This is a genomic window from Pseudomonas sp. Tof1, from assembly GCF_055390395.1.
The window spans coordinates 203062-227993 of sequence record NZ_AP024344.1; the positions used below are offsets into that span (position 1 = coordinate 203062).

Below are 24932 nucleotides of genomic sequence, written 5' to 3' on the forward strand. Positions count from 1 at the left end.
TGAATTGCCACGCAGAGCGTGAACGATCAGTGCAGCTTGCAGGGGCGAGGAACGCTCAATCCGGCTGAAACGGCGACGCGCTGAGAATCACCCCGGTTTCCTCGACATAGCGCTGCCAATGTTCGATCAGCGTCGCCAGCCGCTCCGGCTGTGCCTCGGCCAGGTCGTGGATTTCTCCTGGATCGGCACTCAGGTCGTATAGCTGCCAGGTCGCCGGGCCCACCGGGCCGGGGATATACACGGCCTTCCAGTGGCCCTGGCGAATCGCCCGGCGGCCGAACAGCTCCCAGCCCGTCACCGTGTGTTCGTCGTGCACTTGCGCGGTCTCGCCGGACAGGAAGCCCAGCCACGACTTGCCCCGCAGCGGCGCCACTTCCCTGCCGTGCCAGCGTTTGCCCGGATGGCGCACGCCGGCCAGGTCGAGAATGGTCGGGGTGATGTCCATCACCGTGGCAAAGCCATGGCTGATCTGCCCTGGCCGGGTCAGCGGCGGGTAGTGCAGCAACGCCGGCACACGGATGCCGCCCTCGGTGGTGAAGGCCTTGAACAGCCGCGACGGCGCCGTCGCCGCCTGGGCCCAGGCCGGGCCGTACCAGACGTAGGAGTTGGCCCGGCCGATGTTCTCCAGGCTGTTGTCGTAATGCCGGTCCAGGTAGCCGAGCAGCTCCGGGCCGAACTTGGGGAAGGCTTCCAGCAGGGCACCTTCGGCACCGTTGTCGGACATGAACAGGATGAAGGTGTTGTCCAGCAGGCCCTGCTTGCGCAGGTAAGCCACGACCCTGCCGATGTTCCAGTCCATTCGCTCGACCATCGCCGCATACACCTCCATGGCCCGCGCCGAGCGCTGGCGCTGCTCCTCGCTCAGCGAGTCCCACTCAGTGCTCAGGCCGAGCAGCGGATGCGGCTCGACCGCGCTGTCGACCAGACCCAGTTGGCGCAGCTTCTCCAGGCGTTCCAGGCGCAGCACTTCAGGGCCGGCGTCATAGCGCCCCTTGTAGCGGGCGACCACCTCGGCCGGCGCCTGCAACGGCCAGTGCGGCGCGGAAAACGGCAGGTAGGCGAAGAACGGCTGGCTCTGGTCGCGTTCCTTGAGGTACTGCAGCAGCTTGTCGGCGAAGGCATCGGAGGAATAGAAATCGGCCGGCAACCGTTCGACGAAATCCTGGTTTTCGATGTACAGCGCCGGGGTCGATTTGAGCAGGCCCGGGGTGGTCTCGTCGTAGGTCGGCTCGAAACCGTAGTGGTTGGCCGCGCCCGGCAGCAGCGAGAACGAGCGCTGGAAACCGCGCGCGTGAGGCGCCTGTTCGGCGGTCAGGCCCAGGTGCCACTTGCCGCTGATCCAGGTCTGGTAGCCGGATTCGCGCAGCAGCTCGGGCAGCGCCACCACCCGGTCGTTGAGGTAGCCCTCGTAGCCCGGCTTGCCGATCAACTCCGGGGTCAGCGCCTCGGCCATGGTGCCGATGCCGGCGATATGGTGGTCAGTGCCGGTCAGCAGCATCGAGCGGGTCGGCGAGCAGGTCGGCGCGGTGTGGAAGTCGGTCAGGCGCAGGCCGCCATGGGCCAGGGCATCGAGGTTCGGCGTGGCGATCTCGCCGCCGAAGGCGCCAAGGTCGGAAAAGCCGAGGTCGTCGGCCAGGATCACCAGGAAGTTCGGACGTTGCGCCATGTCGGGGTTCCTCTCAGCAGGCGATGAAGGTCAGGGGCAGGTCGCGGATCTGTTCGGGTTGCGGCGGCTGGTAGTGGTCGTCGCTGGTCAGTTCATGCAGCAGCTCCTCGCGCAGGCGGTGGAACTCGAAGCCGCTGCGCTGGCGCGGATGGGGCAGGGCGATCTCGACCACGCGCTTGATCCGCCCGGGGCGCGGCTCCATCACCACCACTCGGTCGGCGAGGAAAATAGCCTCTTCCACATCGTGGGTGACCAGCAGCGTGGTGATCTTCGCCCGTTCGCGGATCGCCAGCAGTTCGTCCTGCATCTGCTGGCGGGTCAGCGCGTCGAGGGCGCCGAACGGCTCGTCCAGCAGCAGAATGCGTGGGCTGGCCACCAGCCCGCGGGCGATCGCCACGCGTTGGGCCATGCCGCCGGAGAGCTGGTGCGGATAGGCGCGGGCGAAGTCGGCCAGGCCGACCAGTTGGATGAACTGCTCGATGCGCCGCTGGCGTTCGCGCTTGTCCAGCGCTTCGTTGACCAGGCCCAGGCCGATGTTCTCCTCGACCGTCAGCCAGGGAAACAGCCGATGCTCCTGGAAGACGATGCCGCGTTCGCTGCCGATGCCGTCGACCACCCGGCCATCGACGCGGATTTCGCCGCGAAAGGCGGTGTCCAGGCCGATCAGCAGGCGCAGCAGGGTGGATTTGCCGCAGCCGCTGGAGCCGACGATGGCGACGAATTCGCCTTCGCCGATGTCCAGGCTGAAATTGTCGATGGCCTGCAGTTCGGCGCCGTCGACGTCGAAGGATTTGCCGACCTGGTTGAAACTGACCAGTGCTGTGTTCATGCGTGTCTCCAGCGGGTGGCGCGGGTTTCGAGGCGTTGGCCGAGCAGGTTGATCAGCGCGCCGGTGAGGCCGACCACGAGCATGCCGGCCATGATCACGTTCATCTGCAGCAACTGCTGCGCGCCGATCATCAGCGAGCCGATGCCGCCGTTGGACGGCATGAAATATTCGGCGCCGAGGGTGCCGAGCCAGGCGTAGACCAGACTCAGGCGCAGGCCGGCGAAGATCCCCGGCGCGGCGCCGGGCAGCACCAGCCTGCGCAGCCGCTGCCAGAGGTTCAGGCGCAGCACCCGGGCCGCTTCGGTCAGTTGTGGCGAAAGGTTGGCGACGCTGCGTTGGGTGGCGATGAACAGTGGGAAGAACGCGGCGAGGCCGACGAACACCACCTTGGCCCCTTCGCCCAGGCCGAACCAGGCGGTGATCAGCGGCACCCAGGCGAAGATCGCGATCTGGCGCAGCGCCGACAGGCTGGGGCCGAGCAGGCGTTCGGAGGTCCTCGACAAGCCCAGCAGCAAGCCCAGGCCCAGGCCCAGAGAACCGCCGAGCAGCAGGCCGGCGAAGGTGCGCTTCAGGCTCAGGCCGAGGCCGCCCGGCAGGCTGCCGTCGAGCAGGCCGTTCCAGGTGCTGTGCAGCACCGCCAGGGGGCTGGCGAGGATGCCGCCGTCGATCCACTCAAGCTCGCTCGCCAGTTGCCAGAGCACCAGCAGCGTCAGCGGCAGCAGCCACGGTTGCAGGCGCTGCCAGCCCTGGTAACGCGGGCCCCGGGGAATCTGCGCGGTGGCCGGATGCGGCCAGTGCACCAGGCGCCGGTCGAGCAGGGCGATGCCGCGATCCATCAGCACGCCGATCACACCGATGACCAGGATACAGACGAAGACGATATCGAGCATGAACAACTGCCGGGCGTAGACCATCAGATAGCCGATGCCCTCGCTGGAGGCCAGCAGTTCCACGGCCAGCAGCGAGGTCCAGCCGGCGGCCAGGGCCAGGCGCAAACCGGCCATGAACGCCGGCAGCGCGGCGGGCAGGATCAATCGGCGCACCAGCAGGTAGGGCGACAATCGCAGTACCGCGGCGGCCTCGCGCAGGCGCGGTTGGGCATCACGCACGCCCACCAGGGTGTGCAGGGTCACCGGGACCACGATGGCCTTGATCAGCACCACCAGCTTGAGCAGTTCGCCGATGCCGAAAAACACCATGAACAGCGGAATCCAGGCCAGGGTCGGAATCTGCGCCAGGGCACTGAAGGTGGGGAATACCAGGCGCTCGGCGCGACGGCTGAAACCGAGACTGGCGCCGAGCAGGGCGCCGAGGCCGACACCCGCGAGCAGGCCGTACAGCAGCCGTTGCAGGCTGATCCACAAATGGCTCCACAGCTCGCCGCTGCCCAGCTCCAGTGCGCTTTGCGCCACCAGCGCGGGCGACGGCAGGATCTGCTGGCTCATCCAGTGCTGGCGGCTGGCGGTCCACCACAAGGCGGCGAGGGCCAGCGGCAGCAGCCAGGGCAACAGGTGTCGACCCAGGTTGGGCCAGCGCCGGTGGGGCCCGGCGGGCGGTAGCGTCAGCGGCAGGCTGAGCAGAGAAACACGGGCCATGGCGGACCTCCGTTGTCGGTTTCCGGGCGATGCACGGCGTGAAGGTAAATATGCTTCTTCGATCTATAAATAATCTTATCGATTCTATTGAGAGATAAGGAAAGGCCATTTAAGGCTCGTGTGGAGCAGGCATCCAATGCATTCGGAGAATATTTTCCATGCGTTTGCTGCATATCCGCGCAGCGACGGGGTTTGACGGCTTATATTTCCTAAAGTTACTAAAATGTGAATTATTAGTATTTTATTGTTGGTGAGAACTGTGCCTACCTTCAGCGCCTCGAAGCCTGTCACCAAGGAGCACCCACCATGAAAACCCTGTTCAATGGCCGTCTTGCCCGGCTGTTCGCCACCCCTTTGCTGGCCGGCGTGCTGAGCGGCGTGTCGCTGTCTGGCGCAGCGGCCGAGGTCAGGGAGATCCGCATTGCGGTGCCCGACCTGAGCGCCGGCACCCAGCACAGCGGCGGGGGCGTGGTGGATGTGCTGCGCAGCCAGCAGATCCTGGAAAAGGCCTTTGCCGACCAGGGCATCAGGATCCAGTGGAATTTCTTCAAGGGCGCCGGCCCGGTGATCAACGAGGCGATCGCCAATGGTCAGGTGGACTTTGCCTATCTGGGCGACCTGGCGGCGATCATCGGCAAGTCCAACGGGCTGGATACGCGGCTGCTGAGTGCGACCGCACGCGGGGTCAAGCAGTACCTGGGCGTGGTGCCCGGTTCCGGGATCAATTCCCTGCAGGACCTCAAGGGCAAGCGCGTGGCGGTGTTCCGTGGCACCGCCTCGCAACTGTCCTTCGATGCCGCGCTGGCCAGCCAGGGCCTGAGCGAGAAGGACCTCAAGGTCATCAACCTGGACTTCAGCGCGGCGGTGGCGGCACTGGCGGCAAAACAGGTCGATGCGTCCTGGGGCGGTTCGAACCTGACGGCGTTGCAGGCCAAGGGCCTGGCCGAATTGCCGGTGACCACCAGGACACTGGGCGGTGCGGGCAGCATCCAGAGTGTGCTGCTGGGCTCGGGAGCGTTCGTCGATGCCCACCCGGAACTGGTCGCCCAACTGCTCAAGGCGCAACAGCAGGCGGTGGACTGGCTGACCCGGGAGGACAACAAGGACGCCTATGTGCAGCTGGTTTCCGGACTGGCGAGTTATCCACAGGTGATTCTGCAACAGGACCTCAAGGACGAGAAACTGAGCGAAATTTTCCCTTCGCAGCTGGACCCGGTCTTCCTCGGCAAGTTGCAGGATTCGGTGGACCTGGCGGCGCATCAGAAGCTGATTCGCCGGCCGTTCAAGGTGACGGACTGGGTGGCGCCGAACCTGGCGGCGGCGGGGCTGTGATCAGCGTTGCTCTTTAGGGCTTGTCGCGGCGGCGAACCGCCGCGAACAGGACAGTCAGACCGCCACCCGTTCCTCCTGGCTATCCACAGCCACCAGCGTCTCGATCATCGCCCGCGCCGCCGGCGACAGCCGGAACCCGGTGCGGCTGACGATGCCGCAGCGCGCGCTCAGGTGCTCGATGTTTTGCGGCAGGTTGCGCCAATGCAGCTGTACCAGCGCATCCTTCTCCACATCCTCCTCGAACGCCTCCCGACTGCCCAGCCCAATGGCGTTGGAACGGCGCACGATCTTCACCAGCGCCGGAAAATGCTCGGTCTCGATGTTCGGCGAAAAGTCCGTGCGCCCACTCAGATTCGCCAGCACCTTGCGAATGCCCGGCGGAATCAGCGTGGTCGCCAGCGGGTAGTCGAACATGTCGTTGGTCGACAGGCTTTCCTTGGCCAGCAACGGATGCCCCGGCCGGCAGAAGAACACCCCGCCACGGGGCCGCAGCGCCTGGGTCTGGAAATTCGGGTCGGCCTCGAAATGACGGATGTCGGCGATGAAGAACTCGATCTCCTCGCGGCTCAGGCTGCGGCTGAGCCGTTCCCAGTTATCCACACGGAAGCGCGTGTGCACCTTCGGGTGGGCGTTGAGGAACCGCGCCACCGCTTCCGGCACCAGCTTCACCGCCGGTGCCGGGCCACAACCGAAGCGCAACTCGCCGGCATCGAGCTTGGTCATCTGCGTCACTTCGGCACTGAGCAGCGCCGCGCCCTGCACCAGGCTCAGGGCGTGCTGCAGCACTACCTGGCCTTCGGGGGTGGGGCGCAGGTCCTTGTTGCCGCGGTCCACCAGCACGCAGCCGAACTCCTGCTCCAGCCCCTGGATACTGCGGCTGAAGGCCGGCTGAGTGATGCCCATGGCGTCCGCCGCACGGACAAAACTGCGGTGTTCGTTAAGGGCGATGAAGTAACGCAACTGGCGAAGATCCATATGCTTTCCCGGCATCCGAAAAATAGCTCGAAGGTATTTGCGACGAGCAGGGCTTGAGGTTTTAAATGCAAGCTCTTATTCCGTCAACGAAGCATGTCAATATCTATTAGATGTAAATGGAATATAGATAGAGCATTGCTTCGCGGCGGCTCCAACCGCAAGCAGTCGACGAGGGACCTTCCATGAGCAATGCCGCACTGGCTGTAAAACCCGCTGTACACGCCCTGGACATTCACCCGGTGGCCGGTCGGATCGGTGCCGAGATCCGTGGCGTCGCGTTGTCCGGTGACCTGGATGCCAGTGTCATCGAGGCGATCCAGCAGGCGCTGTTGCAGTACAAGGTGATCTTCTTCCGTGGCCAGACCCACCTCGACGACCAGAGCCAGGAGGCCTTTGCCCACCTGCTCGGCGAGCCGGTAGCGCACCCGACGGTGCCGGTGCGCGACGGCACCCGCTACCTGATGGAACTGGACGGCACCCAGGGCCAGCGGGCCAACTCCTGGCACACCGACGTGACCTTCGTCGACGCCTATCCGAAAGCCTCGATCCTGCGCTCGGTACTGGCCCCGGCGGCCGGTGGCGACACCGTGTGGGCGAACGCGGCGGCGGCCTACGAGGAACTGCCGGCGGAACTGCGCGAACTGGCGGATAAGCTCTGGGCGGTGCACAGCAACGAGTACGACTACGCCGGTCTGCGGCCGAACGTCTCGGCGCAGGCGCAGGAACGCTATCGCCAGGTGTTCACCTCCACTGTGTACGAAACCGAACATCCGGTGGTGCGCGTGCACCCGATCAGCGGCGAGCGCAGCCTGCTGCTGGGGCACTTCGTCAAGCGTATCAAGGGCTACCTGCCGGCGGATTCGGCGCATCTGTTCAGCGTGCTGCAGAGCCACGTGACGCGCCTGGAAAACACTGTGCGCTGGCGCTGGCAGACCGGTGACGTGGCGATCTGGGACAACCGTGCGACCCAGCACTACGCGGTCGACGACTACGGCACCCAGGAGCGCATCGTGCGCCGGGTGACGCTCAAGGGCGAGGTGCCGGTGGGGGTGCAGGGGCAGCGCAGCCAGACCCTTCGCGGGGCAAGCTGAAGACCATACCCCGATCGTTCCCACGCAGAGCGTGGGAACGATCAGTTCATCCCGCCAGTCACCAGACCCCGATCTGCACCACCTTCTCCGTCTCCGGCTCGCCATAGCGGAACCGCTGCCCACGCAGGTCGATCTCCTCATGGCTGATGGTGGTCCGGCGCTTGAGGCCGCGCAGCCAGTCGAGCAGATGGCCCAGGTGTTCCTCGCGCACCGCCGCGAACGCCGGGTCGGCGCCGAGGTCGTGCAACTCCTGTGGATCATTTTCCAGGTCGAACAACTGCGGACGGAAGCCGTCGTAGGCCAGGTATTTCCAGCGCTCGCTGCGCACCATGGTCATCCGGCAACGGTCGATCGGCTGGCCCAGTCGCTCCCGCGCCGGCGCCTGGAAGGCATAGTCGTATTCGGCGATGGCATAGCGGCGCCAGTCCGGCTGTTCGCCATGCAGCAGCGGCACCAGCGAACGCCCCTCCAGCCGATGCTCCGCCCCCGGCAGCCCCAGCGCGTCGAGAAAGGTCGGCAGCGCGTCGATGGTTTCCACCAGCCGCTCATCCACCGTGCCCCGGGTACTGTCCGCTGCCGCACGTGGGTCGCGCACGATCAGCGGCACGCCGACTGCAGGTTCGAGCAGGAACTCCTTCTCGCCGAGGAAGTGATCGCCGAGGAAGTCGCCGTGGTCGCTGGTGAAGACGATCAGTGTGTCGTCCCAGCGCCCGCTCTGCTGCAGCACATCGAACAGTCGTCCGAGCTGGTCGTCCACCTGCCTGATCAGGCCCATGTAGGTCGGCACCACGTTCAGGCGCACTTCGTCGCGGGAGAAATTCAGGCTTTCCTCATGCTGGCGGAAGGCGTTGTACACCGGGTGGTCGCTGGCCGCGCCAGGCGCCGGGCGGACCGGCGCGATCACCTGCTCGCGCCCGTACAGCGCGTGATACGGCGCCGGGGCGATGTACGGCCAATGCGGCTTGATGTACGACAGGTGCAGGCACCAGGGCCGCTCGCCCTGTTCGCGGATGAAGTCGATGGCACGGTCGGTGGTGTACACGGTTTCCGAGTGCTGTTGGGGAATCCGCGCCGGCCGGTGGGCGTTGCGCATCTTCCAGCCGCTGAGGATTTCACCGTCGCTGCCTTCGGCGGCGTTGGCCCAGTCGTGCCAGGGATTCTCGCCGCTGTAGCCGAGTTCGCGCAGGTAATGGGTGTAGGGTGCCGATTCACGCTTGTCGGCGAACAGCGGGCTGTCGGGGTAGATGCCGTCGTGGCGCATCCAGGGTTCGAAGCCGACCTCGTTCAGCGGCTCGGCCTGCGGGCTGTCGGGGTCGATGGCCAACCGTTGCAGGGCGTCGAGATTGGGCGTGGCGTGGGTCTTGCCGACCAGTGCGGTGCGGATGCCGTGGGGCCGCAGGTAATCGCCGAGGGTCAGTTCCTCCAGCGGCAGCGGCACGGCGTTCCAGGCCACCTGGTGGCTGCTGACATAACGCCCGGTATAGGCCGACATCCGCGACGGGCCGCAGATGGTGCCCTGGGTATAGGCGCGGCTGAAACGCACGCCGGCGGCGGCCAGGCGGTCGATGTTCGGCGTGTGCAGGTGAGGGTGGCCGTAGCAGGACAGGTAATCGCGACGCAGCTGGTCGCACATGATGTAGAGCACGTTGCGCACGTGGGACATGGGGGTTCACCGCGGTGGAGGACAGGTAGGCGATTTCGCGGGCCGGGGCGGGTTTCGGCAAGTGCATTCGGTGACTGTTTTTCATGCATCCGGTGCATGGCGGTGGGGCATGAGGGCCTATTCGCGGGCAAGCCCGGCTCCTACAGGGTTCACGTACCGTATGTAGGAGCCGGGCTTGCCCGCGAATAGGTCATCTCAGACAGCCACCTGCTCCAGATTGCACACCTCACCCACCTCCACCGCATCCTCGCACTTGATCTGCTCGATCATCGCCTCGGCCAGCGGCGACAGCCGATAGCCGGCGCGGCTGACGATGCCGTAGCGGGTGTACAGCTCCTCCCGGTCATCGGCCAAGCCCTCGACCTTCAGCTTCACCAACTCACCCCGGGCATAGTCCCAGGCATCGCTGTTCTCCCCACAGATGCCGATGGCATCCGAGCGCAACACCACGCCGAGCAGGCTGAAGGCGCTCTCGCATTCCACCTGCGGGGTGAAGTCCGGTCGGCTGCTGAGGTCGGCGATCACCTTGCGCAGGTTCGGCGGGCGGATCGTCGAGGCCAGTGGATAACTCAGCAACTGCTCGGCCGTCACGCTTTCGCGGGACGCCAGCGGGTGCCCGGCGCGACAGCAGAAATACCATTTGCGTGGGCGCAGGCGCTGGGTCTGGTAGTCCGGATTGGCCTCGAAATAACGGGTATCGGCGACGAAAAACTCGAACTCGTCATTGAGCAGACGCTTGCCCAGGCTCTGCCAGTCATCCACCTGGAACTGTACCCGGGCCCTGGGGTAGCGGCCGATGAAATGGCCGATGGCCTGCGGGATCAGCCCCGAGGCCGGCGCCGGGCCGCAACCGAAGCGCAGCTCGCCGGCCTCCAGGCCGTTGAACTGGCTGATCTCGTTGGCCAGTTGCTGGGCGCCGCTGACCAGCCGCCGGGCATGTTCGAGCAGGACCTGGCCCTGTTTGGTCGGCGCCAGGTCCTTGCGGCCACGGTCCACCAACTGGCAGCCGGCACTGTGCTCCAGGGCCTGGATGCTGCGGCTGAAGGCCGATTGCGAGAGGTTCACCGCCAACGCGGCGGCGACGAAGCTGCGGTGCTCGGCTAGGGCAATGAAGTGGCGAAGTTGGCGCAGATCGATATGCATTTTTCACATAAAAAATATCGGGGAAATGCATTGGCTATGCATCCGCTCGACTCCTTATAAAGGCAATCTCTTATGCAGTAAATCTTTGTAAAAACATAAATAAATAACTTTAAAGAATATACAGGTTGTATATTTTTTGATCGGGAGCCGCCCATGACTTCGCCCAATCCAGCAGTGCACCACCCTTCCCGACGGCTCAAGCGCTTGCCCCTGGCCCTGTTGCTGGCGGGGAGCGCCAGCTGGTCGCTGGGCCATGCCGCCGAGAGCGAGACCCCGCAGGAGGCTGCGCCGGCCGCCACTACCAGCAAGGCCAAGTCCGACAGCGGGCGCCTGGACACCGTGACCGTCACCGCCCGGCGCCGTGAGGAGAGTTCGCAGAGCGTGCCCACGCCGATCAGTGTGGTCAGTGGCCAGGCCCTGGAAAGCCAGCGGGTCTATCGCATCCAGGACCTGCAGCAACTGGTGCCCAGCGTGAACGTTGCCTACATGCATGCGCGCCAGTCCAGCGTGTCGATCCGCGGCCTGGGCAACAACCCGGCCAGCGACGGCCTGGAAGGCAGCGTCGGGCTGTACATCGACAACGTCTACCTGGGGCGGCCGGGCATGGCGGTGTTCGACCTGATGGATATCGAACAGCTGGAAGTGCTGCGCGGCCCCCAGGGTACGCTGTTCGGCAAGAACACCACCGCCGGGGTGATCAACATCAACACCCGCGCGCCGAGTTTCACCCCGGAGCGCAGCATCGAGACGTCGGTGGGCGAGGACGGCTACTTCCAGACCAAGGGCAGCCTTTCCGGGCCGATCAACGACCAGTTGGCCGGGCGCCTGTCGGCCTATCGCACCCGCAGCGATGGCGACATCAGGAATGAGTACGACGGTCACGACCTCAACGGCGGCTCGCGCGACGGTTTCCGCGCGCAATTGCTGTTCAAGCCCAACGAGAACTTCAACCTGCGCTGGATCGGCGACTACAACGAGGAAGACTCCAGCGCCGGTACCCGCGTGCTGTACAGCACCGGGCCGACCATCAACGGCGTCAATCTCTACCAGTCACGGGCCGCTGCCGCCGGGGCGACCCTGGTCAATGGCGCGGATCGCAAGGTCAATCTCAATGGCCAGCAGCGGGTCACGGTGTTCCAGGGCGGCAGTTCCCTGGAGGCCAACTGGACCCTGCCCAGCGACTTCACCCTGACTTCGGTCAGTTCCTACCGCTGGTGGAATTTCACCCCACGCAACGACGACGGGCTCAACACCACCGCGTACTACAACGCCGGGGTCTCGGTGGAGGACAAGCAGTGGTCCCAGGAAATTCGCCTGGCCTCGCCCACCGGCGGCTTCTTCGACTATGCGCTGGGGGCCTACTACTTCGGCTCCAGGCTCGATAACAAGAGTTTCAACTACTACGGGCCCCAGGCCGACATCTGGAACGGCACCGCCACCGGTGCGCTGAACAATGTCACCAGCATCGGCAACGGCCATATCGAAACCGACAGCTTCGCGCTGTTCGCCCAGGGCACCTGGCACCTGACCGAGCGCCTGGACTTCACCGCCGGTCTGCGTGGCAGCTACGAGGAAAAAAGCGCCTGGGTGACCCGTGATGCCCCGCTCGGCGGTGCTGCGGTGACCGGTGCCGCCGCCAACGCCCGGCGTGCCCGCGCCGGCGCCTACGACTCCGGCAACCTCAGCCAGTACAGCACCAGCCCGTCCGGCCTGCTCAACCTGAGCTATCGCTTCAGTGACGACCTGCTCGGCTACGCGACCCTGTCCCATGGCGAGAAGTCCGGCGGGGTGAACCTCGCGGTCGGCTCGGCACCCACCGCCGGTGCCGACTCACTGCTGATCGGCACCGAGCGGGCGAACAACGCCGAGCTGGGCTTCAAGAGCACACTGTGGGACAAGCGCCTGCAACTCAATGCCAACCTGTTCTGGACCCAGGTCAACGGCTACCAGACCAACGCCTACGACGACGCCAACCGCGTGCAGTACCTGACCAACGCCGGCTCGGTGCGCTCGCGCGGGGTGGAGGTCGAGAGCACACTGATTCCCGTGCGTGGCCTGACGCTCAACCTCAACGGTTCCTACAACGATGTGCGGTACTTGTCCTATAAGGATGCGCCATGCCCGCCGGAAGTCAGCCTGCGTCCGGGGGCACCGGCGTCCTGCGACCTTACCGGGCACCAGGTGGTCGGGGCCTCGAAGTGGATCGCCAATGCCAACGGCGAGTACAAGTGGAACCTGGAGAACGGCCTGGAACCCTACGTCACCGCCAGCTATGCGTTCCGCTCCAAGGCAGTGGGCACGATCGAGGACTCCAGCTACGGGCAGATTCCCAGTTACGCCGTGGTCAACCTGTCCACCGGCCTGCGCGGCGATTTCAACCAGGGCCAGTGGGATGTCTCGCTGTGGCTGAAGAACGCCTTCGACAAGACCTACTACACCACCCTCTGGACCGCCAGCAACGGCGGCTATGAAGGCTTGCTCGGTACGCCGCGGACCCTGGGGGTGACCGGGCGTTATGACTTCTAGGTGTCCAGCCTGATGCCTTGGGGGAATATTTTTCATGCCTGAAAAGCATCGGTTTTTCACCGATAGGCTGCAGCCCTTGAAACACGCGGCCTTGCGCGGATCGGCAAAAACACATATTCACTTTAGGCATATCCATAACTTCAAAGATTACTTTAAGGACTAAGCAGCCTGCGGGGATCATCGACACCTCAAGGCCCCCACGTGCGCCGCGACGATTTTTAGCTGAAGACCGCAGGAGTGATTCAATGGGCAATGTCCAGACCGCTGCCAGTGCACACGAGGTGCTCTGGCGCCAGGCACCGGGTGGCGAGTTGGTCGATCTCGGCCGGCCGCACCGTGCGCCGCTGGGGCAACTGCGCCTGCAGAAAGCCCCCAAGGGCATTCTCAGCCGGCGCGAGGCGGTGTTGCTCGGGGCGTTCGCCCTGGTGCTGCATGGCGCGGTGATCTACTGGCTGAGCCAGCAGCAGACCCCGGTACTGCCAGTGGTACCGCCGCAAATCCCGCCGATGACCATCGAGTTCTCCCAGCCGGCACCGCCCGTGGTCGAACCGCCACCGCCGGTGCAGCCTCCGCCGCCACCTCCCGTGGTGGAGCCACCGCCACCGGTGGTCGACGAACTGGCGGCGAAGCCGGCACCCCCCAAGCCGATCCCCAAGCCCAAGCCGAAACCGGTGCCCAAGCCTGAGCCGAAGCCTGTGCCCAAGCCGGTCGAGCAACCGCCCGCACCGCCGCAGCCCGCCGCGCCGCCCGCTCCACCGGCACCGCCGGCGCCGCCTGCTCCGGCCCCGGTGACGCCTGCGTCGGCCAACGCCGCGTACCTGAAGAACCCGGCGCCGGAATACCCGTCGCTGGCTCAGCGTCGCGGTTGGGAAGGCACGGTGGTGCTGCGGGTGCAGGTCCTGGCCAGCGGTAAACCGGGCGAGATACAGATTCAGAAAAGCAGTGGTCGCCAGCAACTCGACGACGCTGCCCTGGCAGCGGTGAAGCGTTGGAGCTTCGTCCCTGCCAAACAGGGCGATGTCGCCCAGGTCGGCTGGGTCAGCGTGCCCATCGACTTCAAGATCCACTGACCGGCCGCCAATGCGCTGAACGTTTTTAGAGGGAACACATCATGAGTTTACTGGCATCTCCACTTCAATCCATCGAAAGCGCGGTGATCTGGCTGCTGGTGGTCTTCTCCGTCGTCACCTGGGGCCTGGCGCTGCTCAAGGCGGTGCAGTTCGGTCGCCTGAAAGGCCAGGATCGGCGCTTCCACAAACAGTTCTGGGCCGCCTCCAGCCTCGACTCGGCCGCCGAGTTGAGCGAAACCCAGCCCGGTGCCGCAGCCCGTGTGGCCCAGGCCGGTTATGCGGCGATCCAGGTTGGTGACGGCAGCCATGCCGCCGACCTGAGCCAGGCGATCAACCACCAGGACCGTCTGGAGCGCGCCCTGCGTCAGCAGATCGTGCGTGAGCGACGCTCGCTGGAAACCGGCCTGGCGGTGGTCGCCAGTATCGGCAGTACCTCGCCGTTCATCGGTCTGTTCGGGACCGTGTGGGGGATCATGGAAGCCCTGAAAGGCATCAGCGCCGCCGGTTCCGCCAGCCTGGAAACCGTGGCCGGGCCGATCGGTGCCGCCCTGGTGGCAACGGGTGTCGGCATCGCCGTCGCCGTGCCGGCGGTGCTGGTCTACAACTACTTCCTGCGGCGTCTGAAGCTCACCGCCGCCGACCTCGACGACTTCGCCCACGACTTCTACAGCCTGGCGCAGAAGAGCGCGTTCCGCGTGCTGGTGCACCCGACCGCGAACAAGGGCGCTGCCCAGGGTTCGACGCAGAAAGTGAAGGAGGCGTCCTGACATGGCCTTTTCCACTCAAGACAGCGATGAAGTGCTGAGCGAGATCAACGTCACGCCGCTGGTGGACGTGATGCTGGTACTGCTGGTGGTGTTCATCGTCACCGCGCCGCTTTTGACCAACGCGATCCCGATCAACCTGCCCAAGACCGAAGCGGTGGCGCCGGTGGAGCAGAAGGACCCGCTGGTGGTGAGCATCGACGGCAACGGCAAGCTGTTCATCAACAAGGACGAGATCCAGCCCGACCTGCTGGAAACCAACCTCCAGGCAGCCAAGGCCAAGGACCCGGAACTGCGCGTGCAACTGCAGGCCGACAATGGCGTGAACTACGGCGAAGTGGCGCGAGCCATGGCCTCCATCGAGCGGGCGGGCATCACCAGGTTGTCGGTGATCACCGCACGCTGACCGCAACCGAACCTCGCGTTTCTCGGGCCGTTTCCTTGGCAGGGTGCGGCCCTTTTTTATTTCCGCCAGGCGTGTGCCGTCGGAGCTTCTGTAGGTGAGAGGCTTGTCGGGGCGGCGAATCGGCGTGAACCGCCGTAGGCCGCCATCAGAAACCGGATTGGATGGCCGCCCATGGGCGGTTCGCGGGCAAGCCTCGCTCCTACAAGGGGATGCTCTGATATTTCTTATTAGTATTAATAAATAGCTTCTTATTCCTTAACGAATATATCTCGCCTCCCTATACTCGATCAGGAACGCAAACGCTGGAGGAGGTGTACCCCATGCGCAACGAGTCGATTCGTTATCTGATCGTGCCGGGCTGGCAAGGATCGCCAGAAGATCATTGGCAAACCCATTGGCAGAACAGCCTGCCCAACAGCGCGCGGGTGGAACAGGCCGACTGGCTGACGCCCCGCCGCGAAGACTGGGTCGCGGCCCTGGCCGAAGCCATCGCCGCCGACAGCACGCCGGTGATCCTGATCGCCCACAGCCTGGGTTGCATCACCGTGGCCCACTGGGCCCGCACCGCGCCGGCGCACCTGCTGCATCAGGTCCAGGGGGCGCTGCTGGTGGCCCCGGCCGATGTCGAGCGGCCCGCTTGCGCGCCAGCGTTGCGTCATTTCGCGCCGATCCCGGACGATCCGTTGCCCTTCCCAAGCCAGGTCGTCGCCTCCGACAACGATCCGGCGGTCAGCGCCCCGCGTGCCCTGGAACTGGCCCGCCAGTGGGGCGCCGAGGCCGGCATCATCAGCGGTGCCGGGCACATCAACGTCAAGTCCGGCCACCAGCGCTGGGAGCAGGGATTCGCCTACCTGTATCGCCTGCAAACCCGCATGGAACACCATTCCCTGCGCCGCGCCTGAATGTCTTTCCTCGTTCAACGCCCCCGCCACCCGGCGGATCCGGGCGGGAGTCTGTCATGAGTCTGCATGAAACCTTCGGTCAGCCATTGCTGACCTTTCCCGATGCGGAGAAAAGTCCGCTGAGCATTCGCGCCAAGGCGCTGGTGTTCGTCGATCCGCGCTCGCGCCAACTGCGCGAGGAGCTTGAACAACTGGCGCCGAAGGCGCTGCCGGTATTGATCCGCGGCGAAACCGGCAGCGGCAAGGAGCTGCTGGCCCGGCATATTCACCGGGCCAGCGATCGGGGCGGGCTGTTCGTTTCGGTCAACTGCGGCGCCATCAGCCCGACCTATGCCGATGCCGAGCTGTTCGGCCATGCGGCCGGGGCCCACAGTGGCTCGGCGAGCAGCCGCGCCGGCTGGTTCGGCTCGGCCAATGGTGGCACCCTGTACCTGGACGAGATCGGCGACCTGCCGCTGCCGATCCAGATCAAGCTGCTGGCGGCCCTGGAGAACCATGAAGTCACCCGCGTCGGCGCACACCAGCCGAGCCCGGTGGACGTGCGGCTGGTCGCGGCGACCAGTATCGACCTGGCCCAGGCGGTCGCGGTGGGCAAGTTTCACGAACGGCTCTACAGTTACCTCAGCGAAGGCCGCCTGGAGCTGCCGGCGCTGCGCGAGCGGGTGGGCGACATCCTGTCGTTGGCCGAATATTTCCTCGGCATCTACAGCCAGCGGCTGAGCCTGCCGGTGCCGCTGATCAGTGAAAGCGCCCAGCGCGCCCTGGAACGCCACAGCTGGCCGGGCAATACCCGCGAGTTGGAGAACGTCATTCACTTCGCCCTGCTGGTCAGCAGTGGCGACGAGATCCTGCCGGAGCACCTGAACCTGCCGCAGCCGCTGGCGGTGATCGAGCACCTGCTTGCGGGCAGTTCGCCAGAGGAGCGGGCGGCGCTCAAGCGTCTGTTGGATTGATCGAACGTCTATGCTGGGGAGCGCTCATTCCTCCTGCGGCGTGTGCGTTCCCTGTGGCTTGCTCCTACAGGTGTGGTACAAGGCGGGAAAGCTGTATGAGCAAAATGGAATATGAAGATGAATAAAAGGTATTGTTCGGGAATAAAAAATCCCGGTATCTTCCATTCCATGCAAGCGATATCAAATTGCTTGCACCTCTCTTCTCCAGGCTGTCGTCGGTGACGACCGTGATTTTCGATAAGGACACTGCATGAAAAAGGTTCTGCTGTTTACTGCATTGGCGGCTGCTCTGACCGCTGGCCTGGCCCAGGCTGGGGAAAAACTGGTGGTGGCGGCCACGCCGATTCCGCACGCGGAAATCCTCGAACTGATCAAGCCGACCCTCGCCAAAGAAGGCGTGGATCTGGAAGTGAAGGTCTTCACCGACTACGTACAGCCCAACACCCAGGTCGCCGAGAAACACCTGGACGCCAACTACTTCCAGACCAAGCCTTACCTGGATGGCTTCAACAAGGGCAAGGGCACCAACCTGGTCACCGTGATCGGTGTGCACGTCGAACCGTTCGGCGGCTACTCGAAGAAGGTCAAGAGCCTGTCCGAACTGAAGGACGGCGCGACCATCGCGATCCCGAACGAAGGCAGCAACGCCGGCCGCGCCCTGCTGCTGTTGCAGAGCAAGGGCCTGATCGAGTTGAAGGACCCGAAAAACGCGCTGTCGACGCCCAAGGACATCGCCAAGAACCCACACAAGTTCAAGTTCAAGGAACTGGAATCGGCTCTGCTGCCACGGGTTCTGGACCAGGTCGACCTGGACCTGATCAACACCAACTACGCGCTGGAAGCCGGCCTGAACCCGGCCAAGGACGCCCTGCTGATCGAGGGTTCGGACTCGCCTTACGTGAACTTCCTGGTGGCCCGTCCTGACAACCAGAACAGCGACGCCATCCAGAAGCTGGCCAAGGCACTGACCAGCCCTGAAGTGAAGGCTTTCATCGATTCGAAGTACAAGGGCGCGGTGCTGCCGGCGTTCTGATCCAGCGACAACCCCTTCAAGGTTTGAACGCCGACGAGCGATTAGCGTCGGCGTTTTTTATGCCTGGGCGTTCACCGCCCGGCGCAACGCCACCAGCAGTTTGACGATGTCCTTTGGGTCGAGTTTTTGCGGCGCTTGTACCTGGGCCATAGTGTCTTCCTTGTTATGGAACGGTCACCGACCGGACCGTTTTCGTCCGTGCTTGGAGCGTTCTTCGCGGGAAAAGATCCGTACCCGCTGCAAGGAAAATAGCTGCCCGCCGACTATCCGGCAAATTCAGGATCGTCCGCTCAGTCCGGCCATTTCCAGGCCGGTTCGTCGAGCATGCCCTGGCCGACGATCTGGGTCTGGCCGAGCACCTTCTCCAGCACGATGGCGTTGCACGCCGAGTCCTGCTGCAAGGCCGCGATCAACCGGCTGGCATGGGACACCACCCACACCTGGCAGTGTTGCGACGCGCGGATGATCAGCCGTGCCAGCGCCGGCAGCAGGTCGGGATGCAGGCTGGTTTCCGGTTCGTTCAGCACCATCAGCGTCGGTGGCCGCGGTGTCAGCAGGGCCGCCACCAACAGCAGGTAGCGCAGGGTGCCGTCCGACAGTTCGGCGGCGGACAGCGGACGCAGCAGGCCGTCCTGGTGGAACTCGATGGCGAAGCGTGCGCCCGGCGCTACCGCGATGCCCAGTCGCGAGCCGGGGAAGGCGTCACTGATCGCTTCCTGCAGCGCCTGTGGATCACCGATCTCGATGATGGTGCGCAGCGCCGCCGCCAGATCGCGGCCGTCGTGATGCAGCACCGGTGTGCGTGTGCCCAGTTGTGGCTGGCGCACCGGTGCGTCGGCATCGCTGCGAAAGTGATCGTAGAAGCGCCAGCCGCGAATGTGCTCGCGCAGCAACAGCACCTCCGGCGAGCTGCGCAGGTTGCCGACCTGGTCGAACAGGCTGTCGAAGGTCGGCGTGTGCTGCGCCAGCACTTCCCAGCCCTGTTCGCCGCGGGCTTTCACCATCGGCCCGGAGCGATCCACCAGCAGGCTGGCCGGGCGATACAGGGCGCTGGCCCAGATGCATTCGCGCTTGATCTGCGGGTCGAGGGAAAACCAGGAGTTGCTCGGCTCCGGCAGCCCCAGGGAGATGGCGTAGCTGAAGTCTTCGCCGGCAAAGCCCAGGCGCAGGCGCTTGGCCCCCTGGCGCACCACGCCCTGCACGTCGACCTCGCCATTGCGCATGCGTCGACTGATCGTCTCCGGGCCGGCCCAGAACGTCGAGTCCAGCCCGCCTTCGCGGGCCAGCGCGTTGACCACCCCACCCTGGGCGGTTTCCGCCAGCAGGCGCAGGGCGCGGTACAGATTGGACTTGCCGCTGCCGTTGGGGCCGATGATCAGGTTCAGGCGGTCCAGGGGCACCACCAGCTTGTTGATCGAGCGATAGTTGGCCACGGCGAGGGTCTTGAGCATGGGACGGGTCCTGGCGATTGAACCTCCAGTGTGCCCGATTGGCCGCCGCGAAACACCGATTCGCAGTCGCGCTGCCACAGATCAACGGCATCGTCGTGCAGAGACGGAACCCTGTTCTACGCTATCAGTCGTAACGACACTGCGAGTAGGTATTACGCGAAGGAGTGTGTATGAATGGGCGTCGAATGAAGTGGGAAGTCGCCTTGGTGTCGCTGGCGCTCCTGAGTGGTTGCGGCCATGAAAAACCTCCGGAACCGTTACGCCCGCGTGTCTTCGTCGAACAGGTTCAGCGCCAGGACTTCGGTGCCGCCGTCACCCTCACCGGCGATATCCAGGCGCGGGTGCAGACCGATCTGTCGTTCCGCGTCGGTGGCAAGATCATCCAGCGTAACGTCGATGTCGGCGCGCGAATCTCCGCCCGACAGGTGCTCGCCAAACTCGATCCCAAGGATCTGCAGACCAACGTCGACAGCGCCCAGGCCGAGGTCAACGCCCAGCAGGCGCGGGTACAGCAGACCAGCGCGGCGTTCGTCCGCCAGCAGAAGCTGCTGCCCAAGGGCTACACCAGCCGCAGCGAATACGATGCCGCCCAGGCCGGCCTGCTCAGCGCCAAGAGTGCGTTGACCGCGGCCCAGGCGCAACTGGCCAATGCCCGCGAGCAACTGGGCTACACCGCGCTGATCGCCGAGGCGCCCGGGGTGATCACCGCGCGCCAGGCCGAGGTCGGCCAGGTGGTGCAGGCGACCATGCCGATCTTCAGCCTGGCGCGCGATGGCGAGCGTGATGCGGTGTTCAATGTCTACGAGTCGCTGCTGGTGGAGCCGCCGCAGGACCAGCCGATCACCGTGACCCTGCTCGACAACCCGGCGATCAAGGCGGTGGGCAAGGTCCGCGAGGTGACCCCGGCGGTCTCCGCCCAGAGCGGCACGGTGCAGGTCAAGGTGGCCCTGGAGCCGTTGCCGGCCGGCATGGACCTCGGCTCGGTGGTCAGCGCCACCGTGACGGCGCCGGCCAAGGCCAGTATCGAACTGCCCTGGTCGGCCCTGACCAAGGACGTCAGCGAGCCCGCCGTGTGGCTGGTGGACGAGGCCGGCAAGGTCAGCCTGCGCCAGGTCAAGGTCGCGCGCTACCTGACCGGCCATGTCTTGATCGGCGAGGGCCTGCAGGGCGGCGAAAAGGTCGTGGTCGCCGGTGGGCAACTGCTGCATCCGGGGATGCTGGTGGAGATCGCCCAGCCATCGGCCCAGGTCGCCGGAGGGAACCCGCCATGAAGCGTCTGTCGCTGCTGTTGCTCGGTGGCCTGCTGGTCGCCGCCTGCTCGAAGCAGGAGCCGGCACCGGAACCGGTACGGCCGGTGTTGTTCATCGAGGTCAGGCCGGAGTCGGTGCAGAGCCTCGGGCGGTTTGCCGGGAGCATCCAGGCCCGTTACGAGAGCACCCTGGGCTTCCGGGTCTCGGGGCGCATTGCCCGGCGCCATGTCGATGTCGGCAGCGAGGTGGCCCAGGGTGCGCTGCTGGCCAGCCTCGACCCGACCGATCAGCAGAACCAGTTGCGCGCCGCCCAGGGCGACCTGTCGCGCATCGAGGCGCAGTGGATCAATGCCCAGGCCAATGCCCGCCGCCAGCAGGAATTGTTCGACCGGGGCGTCGGTGCCCAGGCGCAACTGGACGTGGCCCAGACCGACCTGAAAACCACCAGCGCCTCCCGCGAACAGGCCCGTGCCTCGGTCGGCCAGGCCCAGGACCAGTTGGGCTACACCGAACTGCGCAGCGACCACGCCGCGGTGGTCACCGACTGGAAGGTCGAGGCCGGCCAGGTGGTCAGCGCCGGCCAGGAGGTGGTCACCCTGGCCCGGCCGGACGTGAAGGAAGCGGTGATCGACCTGCCGGCCGCCCTGGCCGACCAGTTGCGCGAAGGGGTCGAATTCCGCGTCGCCAGCCAGCTCGACCCGAGCGTCAACACCACCGCCCGCCTGCGGGAAATCGAGCCCCAGGCCGACAGCGCCACCCGTACCCGACGGGCCCGGCTGACCCTGGCCGAAACCCCGGCGGCGTTTCGCCTGGGCACGTCGATCAGCGTGACCCTGAGCTCGGCCATCGAGCCGCGCACCCAGTTGCCGCTGTCGGCGCTGTGGGAGAGCCAGGGCAGGACGCAGGTCTGGATCGTCGACCCGCAGACCTCAACCGTCTCGCCCCGTGAGGTCAAGGTTGTCAGCCGCGAGGGCGAGACGATGCTGCTGGGCTCGGGGGTCAAGGCCGGCGAGAAGGTGGTGAGCGCCGGGGTGAACAGTCTCAAACCCGGACAGAAAGTCAGAATCGACGAGGAAAACCCACGATGAAAGGGAGTTTCAACCTGTCCGAGTGGGCACTCAAACACCAGTCGTTCGTCTGGTACCTGATGTTCGTCGCGCTATTGATGGGGGTGTTCTCCTACATCAACCTGGGGCGCGAGGAAGACCCGTCCTTCACCATCAAGACCATGATCATCCAGACCAAGTGGCCCGGCGCCACGGTGGACGAGACCCTGGAACAGGTCACCGACCGTATCGAGAAGAAGCTCGAGGAACTCGACTCCCTCGACTATGTGAAGAGCTACACCCGGCCCGGCGAGTCGACGGTGTTCGTGTACCTGCGCGACACCACCAGCGGCAAGGACATTCCGGAAATCTGGTACCAGGTGCGCAAGAAGATCGACGACATCCGCGGCGAGTTCCCCCAGGACATCCAGGGCCCGGGTTTCAACGACGAGTTCGGCGATGTGTTCGGCTCGGTCTACGCCTTCACCAGCGACGGTCTGAGCATGCGCCAGCTGCGCGACTATGTGGAGCAGGTTCGCGCGCAGATCCGCGATGTGCCGGGGCTGGGCAAGATCGAGATGATCGGCGAGCAGAACGAGGTGCTCTACCTGAACTTCTCCACCCGCAAGCTGGCGGCTCTGGGCATCGACCAGCGCCAGGTGGTTCAGAGCCTGCAATCGCAGAACGCGGTGACGCCGGCCGGGGTGATCGAGGCCGGGCCCGAGCGCATCTCGGTGCGCGCGTCCGGGCAGTATGCCTCGGAGAAGGACCTGCAGGCGGTCAATCTCAAGCTCAACGATCGCTTCTACCGGTTGGCGGACATCGCCGAGATCAGCCGCGGTTACGTCGATCCGCCGACGCCGCTGTTCCGCTACAACGGCCAGACCGCCATCGGTCTCGGCATCGCCATGAAGAAGGGCGGCAATATCCAGGCGTTCGGCAAGGCCCTGCACGAGCGCATGGACAGCCTCACCGCCGACCTGCCGGTGGGGGTCGGCGTGCACAAGGTTTCCGATCAGGCCGAGGTGGTGGAGAAGGCCGTCGGCGGCTTCACCAGCGCGCTGTTCGAAGCGGTGATCATCGTGCTGGTGGTGAGCTTCGTCGCCCTCGGCCTGCGCGCCGGGCTGGTGGTGGCCTGCTCGATCCCGCTGGTGCTGGCGATGGTCTTCGTGTTCATGGAGTACAGCGGCATCACCATGCAGCGCATCTCCCTCGGCGCGTTGATCATCGCCCTTGGCCTGCTGGTGGACGATGCGATGATCACCGTGGAGATGATGGTCACCCGGCTGGAAAAGGGCGACAGCAAGGAACAGGCGGCAACCTTCGCCTACACTTCCACGGCCTTTCCGATGCTCACCGGGACCCTGGTGACCGTCGCCGGCTTCGTGCCCATCGGCCTCAACGCCAGCTCGGCCGGCGAGTACACCTTCACCCTGTTCGCGGTGATCGCGGTGGCGATGCTGGTGTCGTGGATCGTCGCGGTGCTGTTCGCCCCGGTGATCGGCGTGCACATTCTCAGCGAGCAGGTGAAGGCCCACGACAGTGGCAATGGCCGGGTGGCCCGGGCCTTCAACGCCGGGCTGCTATGGTCGCTGCGCAATCGCTGGTGGGCCATCGGCCTGACGGTGCTGATCTTCGCCCTGTCGGTGTTCGGCATGCGCTTCGTGCAGAACCAGTTCTTCCCGTCCTCGGACCGCCCGGAGATCCTGGTGGACCTCAACCTGCCGCAGAACGCCTCGATCAACGAGACCCGCAAGGCGGTGGACCGGCTGGAGGCCAGCCTCAAGGACGACCCGGACATCCTGCGCTGGAGCACCTACATCGGCGAGGGCGCGATCCGCTTCTACCTGCCGCTCGACCAGCAGTTGCAGAACCCCTACTACGCGCAGTTGATCATCGTCAGCAAGGGCCTGGAGCAGCGCGCGGCGTTGATGGATCGGCTGAACAAGCGCCTGCGTGACGACTTCGTCGGCATCGGCAGCTTCGTCCAGACCCTGGAGATGGGCCCGCCGGTGGGGCGGCCGCTGCAGTACCGGGTCAGCGGCAAGGACATCGACCAGGTGCGCAAGCACGCCATCGAGCTGGCGACGATCCTCGACCGCAACCCCAATGTCGGCGAGACCATCTACGACTGGAACGAGCCGGGCAAGGTCCTGCGCATCGACATCGCCCAGGACAAGGCACGACAGTTCGGCCTGTCATCCGAGGACGTCGCCAAGCTGATGAATACCATCGTCAGCGGCGCGCCGGTGACCCAGGTGAAAGACGACATCTACCTGATCAACGTGGTCGGGCGTGCGATAGACAGCGAGCGCGGTACGCCGGAAACTCTGCAGAACCTGCAGATCGTCACGCCCAACGGCACCTCGATCCCGCTGCTGGCGTTCGCCACGGTGCGTTACGAGCTGGAGCAGCCGCTGGTCTGGCGGCGCGATCGGCTGCCGACCATCACCCTCAAGGCCGGCGTGCGCGGCGGCATCCAGCCGACCGACCTGGTGCGGCAACTGAAGCCGGATATCGACCGGTTCGCCGCCGGCCTGCCGGCGGGCTACAAGGTGGTCACCGGCGGTACGGTGGAGGAGAGCGGCAAGGCCCAGGGGCCGATTGCCCAGGTGGTGCCGCTGATGCTGTTCCTCATGGCGACCTTCCTGATGATCCAGTTGCACAGCGTGCAGAAGATGTTCCTGGTGGCCAGCGTTGCGCCGCTGGGGCTGATCGGCGTGGTGTTGGCGCTGGTGCCGACCGGCACGCCGATGGGTTTCGTGGCGATCCTCGGGATTCTCGCGCTGATCGGCATCATCATTCGCAACTCGGTGATACTGGTGACCCAGATCGACGAATACGAGCGCAATGGCTACGAGCCGTGGGACGCGGTGGTGGAAGCGACCGAACACCGACGGCGGCCGATCCTGCTGACGGCGGCGGCGGCGAGCCTGGGGATGATCCCGATTGCCCGGGAAGTGTTCTGGGGGCCGATGGCCTACGCGATGATCGGCGGCATTGTCGCGGCGACGGTGCTGACGCTGATGTTCCTGCCGGCGCTGTATGTGGCGTGGTACCGGATTCGCGAGCCGAAACGCGACGCGGCCTGAGGCCTGGTATGGCATCCACCCGGTGCTGGACTGCGCCCGCGATATTGTAGGAGCGCGGCTTGCCCGCGAAGGGGCCTCAAGGGCGCTAAAACCTTCGCGGGCAAGTCGGGTGGCCGCACCGACTGCGCCTGCAGGGTGGTGCCAA

The 24932-nt window shown here is 65.3% G+C and carries 19 protein-coding genes; 12 read left to right on the forward strand and 7 right to left on the reverse strand.

Going from position 1 to position 24932, the window contains the following annotated elements:
- Nucleotides 1-55: 55 nt before the first annotated feature.
- The 3 genes from ACZ5KU_RS00910 to ACZ5KU_RS00920 are packed head-to-tail and all read right to left on the reverse strand — an operon-like array spanning nucleotide 56 to nucleotide 4090.
- Nucleotides 56-1666 carry an arylsulfatase gene (locus ACZ5KU_RS00910; RefSeq protein WP_464736728.1) on the reverse strand — a complete coding sequence of 537 codons (1611 nt, stop codon included), beginning with the start codon at nucleotides 1664-1666 and terminating at the stop codon, nucleotides 56-58.
- A 13-nt stretch (nucleotides 1667-1679) separates the two neighbouring features.
- On the reverse strand, nucleotides 1680-2495 hold the full coding sequence (locus ACZ5KU_RS00915; protein ID WP_054061978.1) for an ABC transporter ATP-binding protein: 816 nt from the start codon (nucleotides 2493-2495) through the stop codon (nucleotides 1680-1682).
- Nucleotides 2492-4090 carry an ABC transporter permease gene (locus tag ACZ5KU_RS00920; protein WP_464736729.1) on the reverse strand — a complete coding sequence of 533 codons (1599 nt, stop codon included), beginning with the start codon at nucleotides 4088-4090 and terminating at the stop codon, nucleotides 2492-2494. Before ACZ5KU_RS00920 ends, ACZ5KU_RS00915 begins: the two co-directional genes overlap by 4 nt.
- A 306-nt stretch (nucleotides 4091-4396) precedes the next feature.
- Here ACZ5KU_RS00920 and ACZ5KU_RS00925 point away from each other — a divergent pair, with 306 nt between their 5' ends.
- Nucleotides 4397-5422: an ABC transporter substrate-binding protein gene (locus ACZ5KU_RS00925; protein ID WP_464736730.1), complete on the forward strand. Its 1026-nt coding sequence runs from the start codon at nucleotides 4397-4399 to the stop codon at nucleotides 5420-5422.
- Between the two features lie 54 nt (nucleotides 5423-5476).
- On the opposite strand, the gene ACZ5KU_RS00930 is transcribed toward ACZ5KU_RS00925, so the two are convergent.
- Nucleotides 5477-6397, reverse strand: a complete 921-nt coding sequence (locus ACZ5KU_RS00930; protein ID WP_054060965.1) for a LysR family transcriptional regulator — start codon at nucleotides 6395-6397, stop codon at nucleotides 5477-5479.
- 182 nt (nucleotides 6398-6579) lie between these two features.
- Between ACZ5KU_RS00930 and ACZ5KU_RS00935 the strand changes: the two genes are divergently transcribed.
- Nucleotides 6580-7488, forward strand: coding sequence for a TauD/TfdA dioxygenase family protein (locus tag ACZ5KU_RS00935; protein WP_464736731.1), 909 nt, complete (start codon nucleotides 6580-6582; stop codon nucleotides 7486-7488).
- Between the two features lie 58 nt (nucleotides 7489-7546).
- On the opposite strand, the gene ACZ5KU_RS00940 is transcribed toward ACZ5KU_RS00935, so the two are convergent.
- Entirely contained in the window at nucleotides 7547-9151 is a 1605-nt protein-coding gene (locus ACZ5KU_RS00940; protein ID WP_464736732.1) for an alkaline phosphatase family protein, read from the reverse strand.
- A 195-nt stretch (nucleotides 9152-9346) separates the two neighbouring features.
- Nucleotides 9347-10294 carry a LysR family transcriptional regulator gene (locus tag ACZ5KU_RS00945; RefSeq protein WP_416771278.1) on the reverse strand — a complete coding sequence of 316 codons (948 nt, stop codon included), beginning with the start codon at nucleotides 10292-10294 and terminating at the stop codon, nucleotides 9347-9349.
- A 153-nt stretch (nucleotides 10295-10447) separates the two neighbouring features.
- Between ACZ5KU_RS00945 and ACZ5KU_RS00950 the strand changes: the two genes are divergently transcribed.
- From ACZ5KU_RS00950 to ACZ5KU_RS00980, 7 genes are all read left to right on the forward strand, one after another.
- Nucleotides 10448-12820, forward strand: a complete 2373-nt coding sequence (locus tag ACZ5KU_RS00950; protein ID WP_464736733.1) for a TonB-dependent receptor — start codon at nucleotides 10448-10450, stop codon at nucleotides 12818-12820.
- A 245-nt stretch (nucleotides 12821-13065) separates the two neighbouring features.
- Nucleotides 13066-13890, forward strand: coding sequence for an energy transducer TonB (locus ACZ5KU_RS00955; protein ID WP_273825399.1), 825 nt, complete (start codon nucleotides 13066-13068; stop codon nucleotides 13888-13890).
- A 41-nt stretch (nucleotides 13891-13931) separates the two neighbouring features.
- Nucleotides 13932-14657 (forward strand): MotA/TolQ/ExbB proton channel family protein, encoded by a 726-nt coding sequence (locus tag ACZ5KU_RS00960; RefSeq protein ID WP_054061567.1) that lies wholly within the window; start codon nucleotides 13932-13934, stop codon nucleotides 14655-14657.
- Nucleotide 14658: 1 nt separating this feature from the next.
- Nucleotides 14659-15060: an ExbD/TolR family protein gene (locus tag ACZ5KU_RS00965; RefSeq protein ID WP_054061566.1), complete on the forward strand. Its 402-nt coding sequence runs from the start codon at nucleotides 14659-14661 to the stop codon at nucleotides 15058-15060.
- Nucleotides 15061-15380: 320 nt separating this feature from the next.
- The gene (locus ACZ5KU_RS00970; RefSeq protein WP_416771283.1) at nucleotides 15381-15962 is read left to right on the forward strand and encodes an alpha/beta hydrolase; all 582 of its coding nucleotides are present in this window, start codon (nucleotides 15381-15383) and stop codon (nucleotides 15960-15962) included.
- A 56-nt stretch (nucleotides 15963-16018) separates the two neighbouring features.
- Complete coding sequence (locus ACZ5KU_RS00975) at nucleotides 16019-16915, forward strand: sigma 54-interacting transcriptional regulator (protein ID WP_054058287.1); 897 nt, start codon at nucleotides 16019-16021, stop codon at nucleotides 16913-16915.
- 250 nt (nucleotides 16916-17165) lie between these two features.
- The gene (locus ACZ5KU_RS00980) at nucleotides 17166-17948 is read left to right on the forward strand and encodes a MetQ/NlpA family ABC transporter substrate-binding protein (RefSeq protein WP_054058288.1); all 783 of its coding nucleotides are present in this window, start codon (nucleotides 17166-17168) and stop codon (nucleotides 17946-17948) included.
- A gap of 290 nt (nucleotides 17949-18238) precedes the next feature.
- Here the strand turns inward: ACZ5KU_RS00980 and ACZ5KU_RS00985 are convergent, their stop codons facing one another.
- Nucleotides 18239-19399 carry an AAA family ATPase gene (locus ACZ5KU_RS00985; RefSeq protein WP_464736734.1) on the reverse strand — a complete coding sequence of 387 codons (1161 nt, stop codon included), beginning with the start codon at nucleotides 19397-19399 and terminating at the stop codon, nucleotides 18239-18241.
- 170 nt (nucleotides 19400-19569) lie between these two features.
- On the opposite strand from ACZ5KU_RS00985, the gene ACZ5KU_RS00990 reads away from it, so the two are divergent.
- From ACZ5KU_RS00990 to ACZ5KU_RS01000, 3 genes are read left to right on the forward strand one after another with little or no spacing between them, the layout of a single operon-like run.
- Nucleotides 19570-20670, forward strand: a complete 1101-nt coding sequence (locus tag ACZ5KU_RS00990; RefSeq protein WP_416771287.1) for an efflux RND transporter periplasmic adaptor subunit — start codon at nucleotides 19570-19572, stop codon at nucleotides 20668-20670.
- Nucleotides 20667-21737, forward strand: coding sequence for an efflux RND transporter periplasmic adaptor subunit (locus ACZ5KU_RS00995; RefSeq protein WP_054060585.1), 1071 nt, complete (start codon nucleotides 20667-20669; stop codon nucleotides 21735-21737). The genes ACZ5KU_RS00990 and ACZ5KU_RS00995 overlap by 4 nt, the downstream gene beginning before the upstream one ends.
- Nucleotides 21734-24787: an efflux RND transporter permease subunit gene (locus tag ACZ5KU_RS01000; RefSeq protein ID WP_054060584.1), complete on the forward strand. Its 3054-nt coding sequence runs from the start codon at nucleotides 21734-21736 to the stop codon at nucleotides 24785-24787. Before ACZ5KU_RS00995 ends, ACZ5KU_RS01000 begins: the two co-directional genes overlap by 4 nt.
- The last annotated feature ends 145 nt before the right edge of the window (nucleotides 24788-24932 follow it).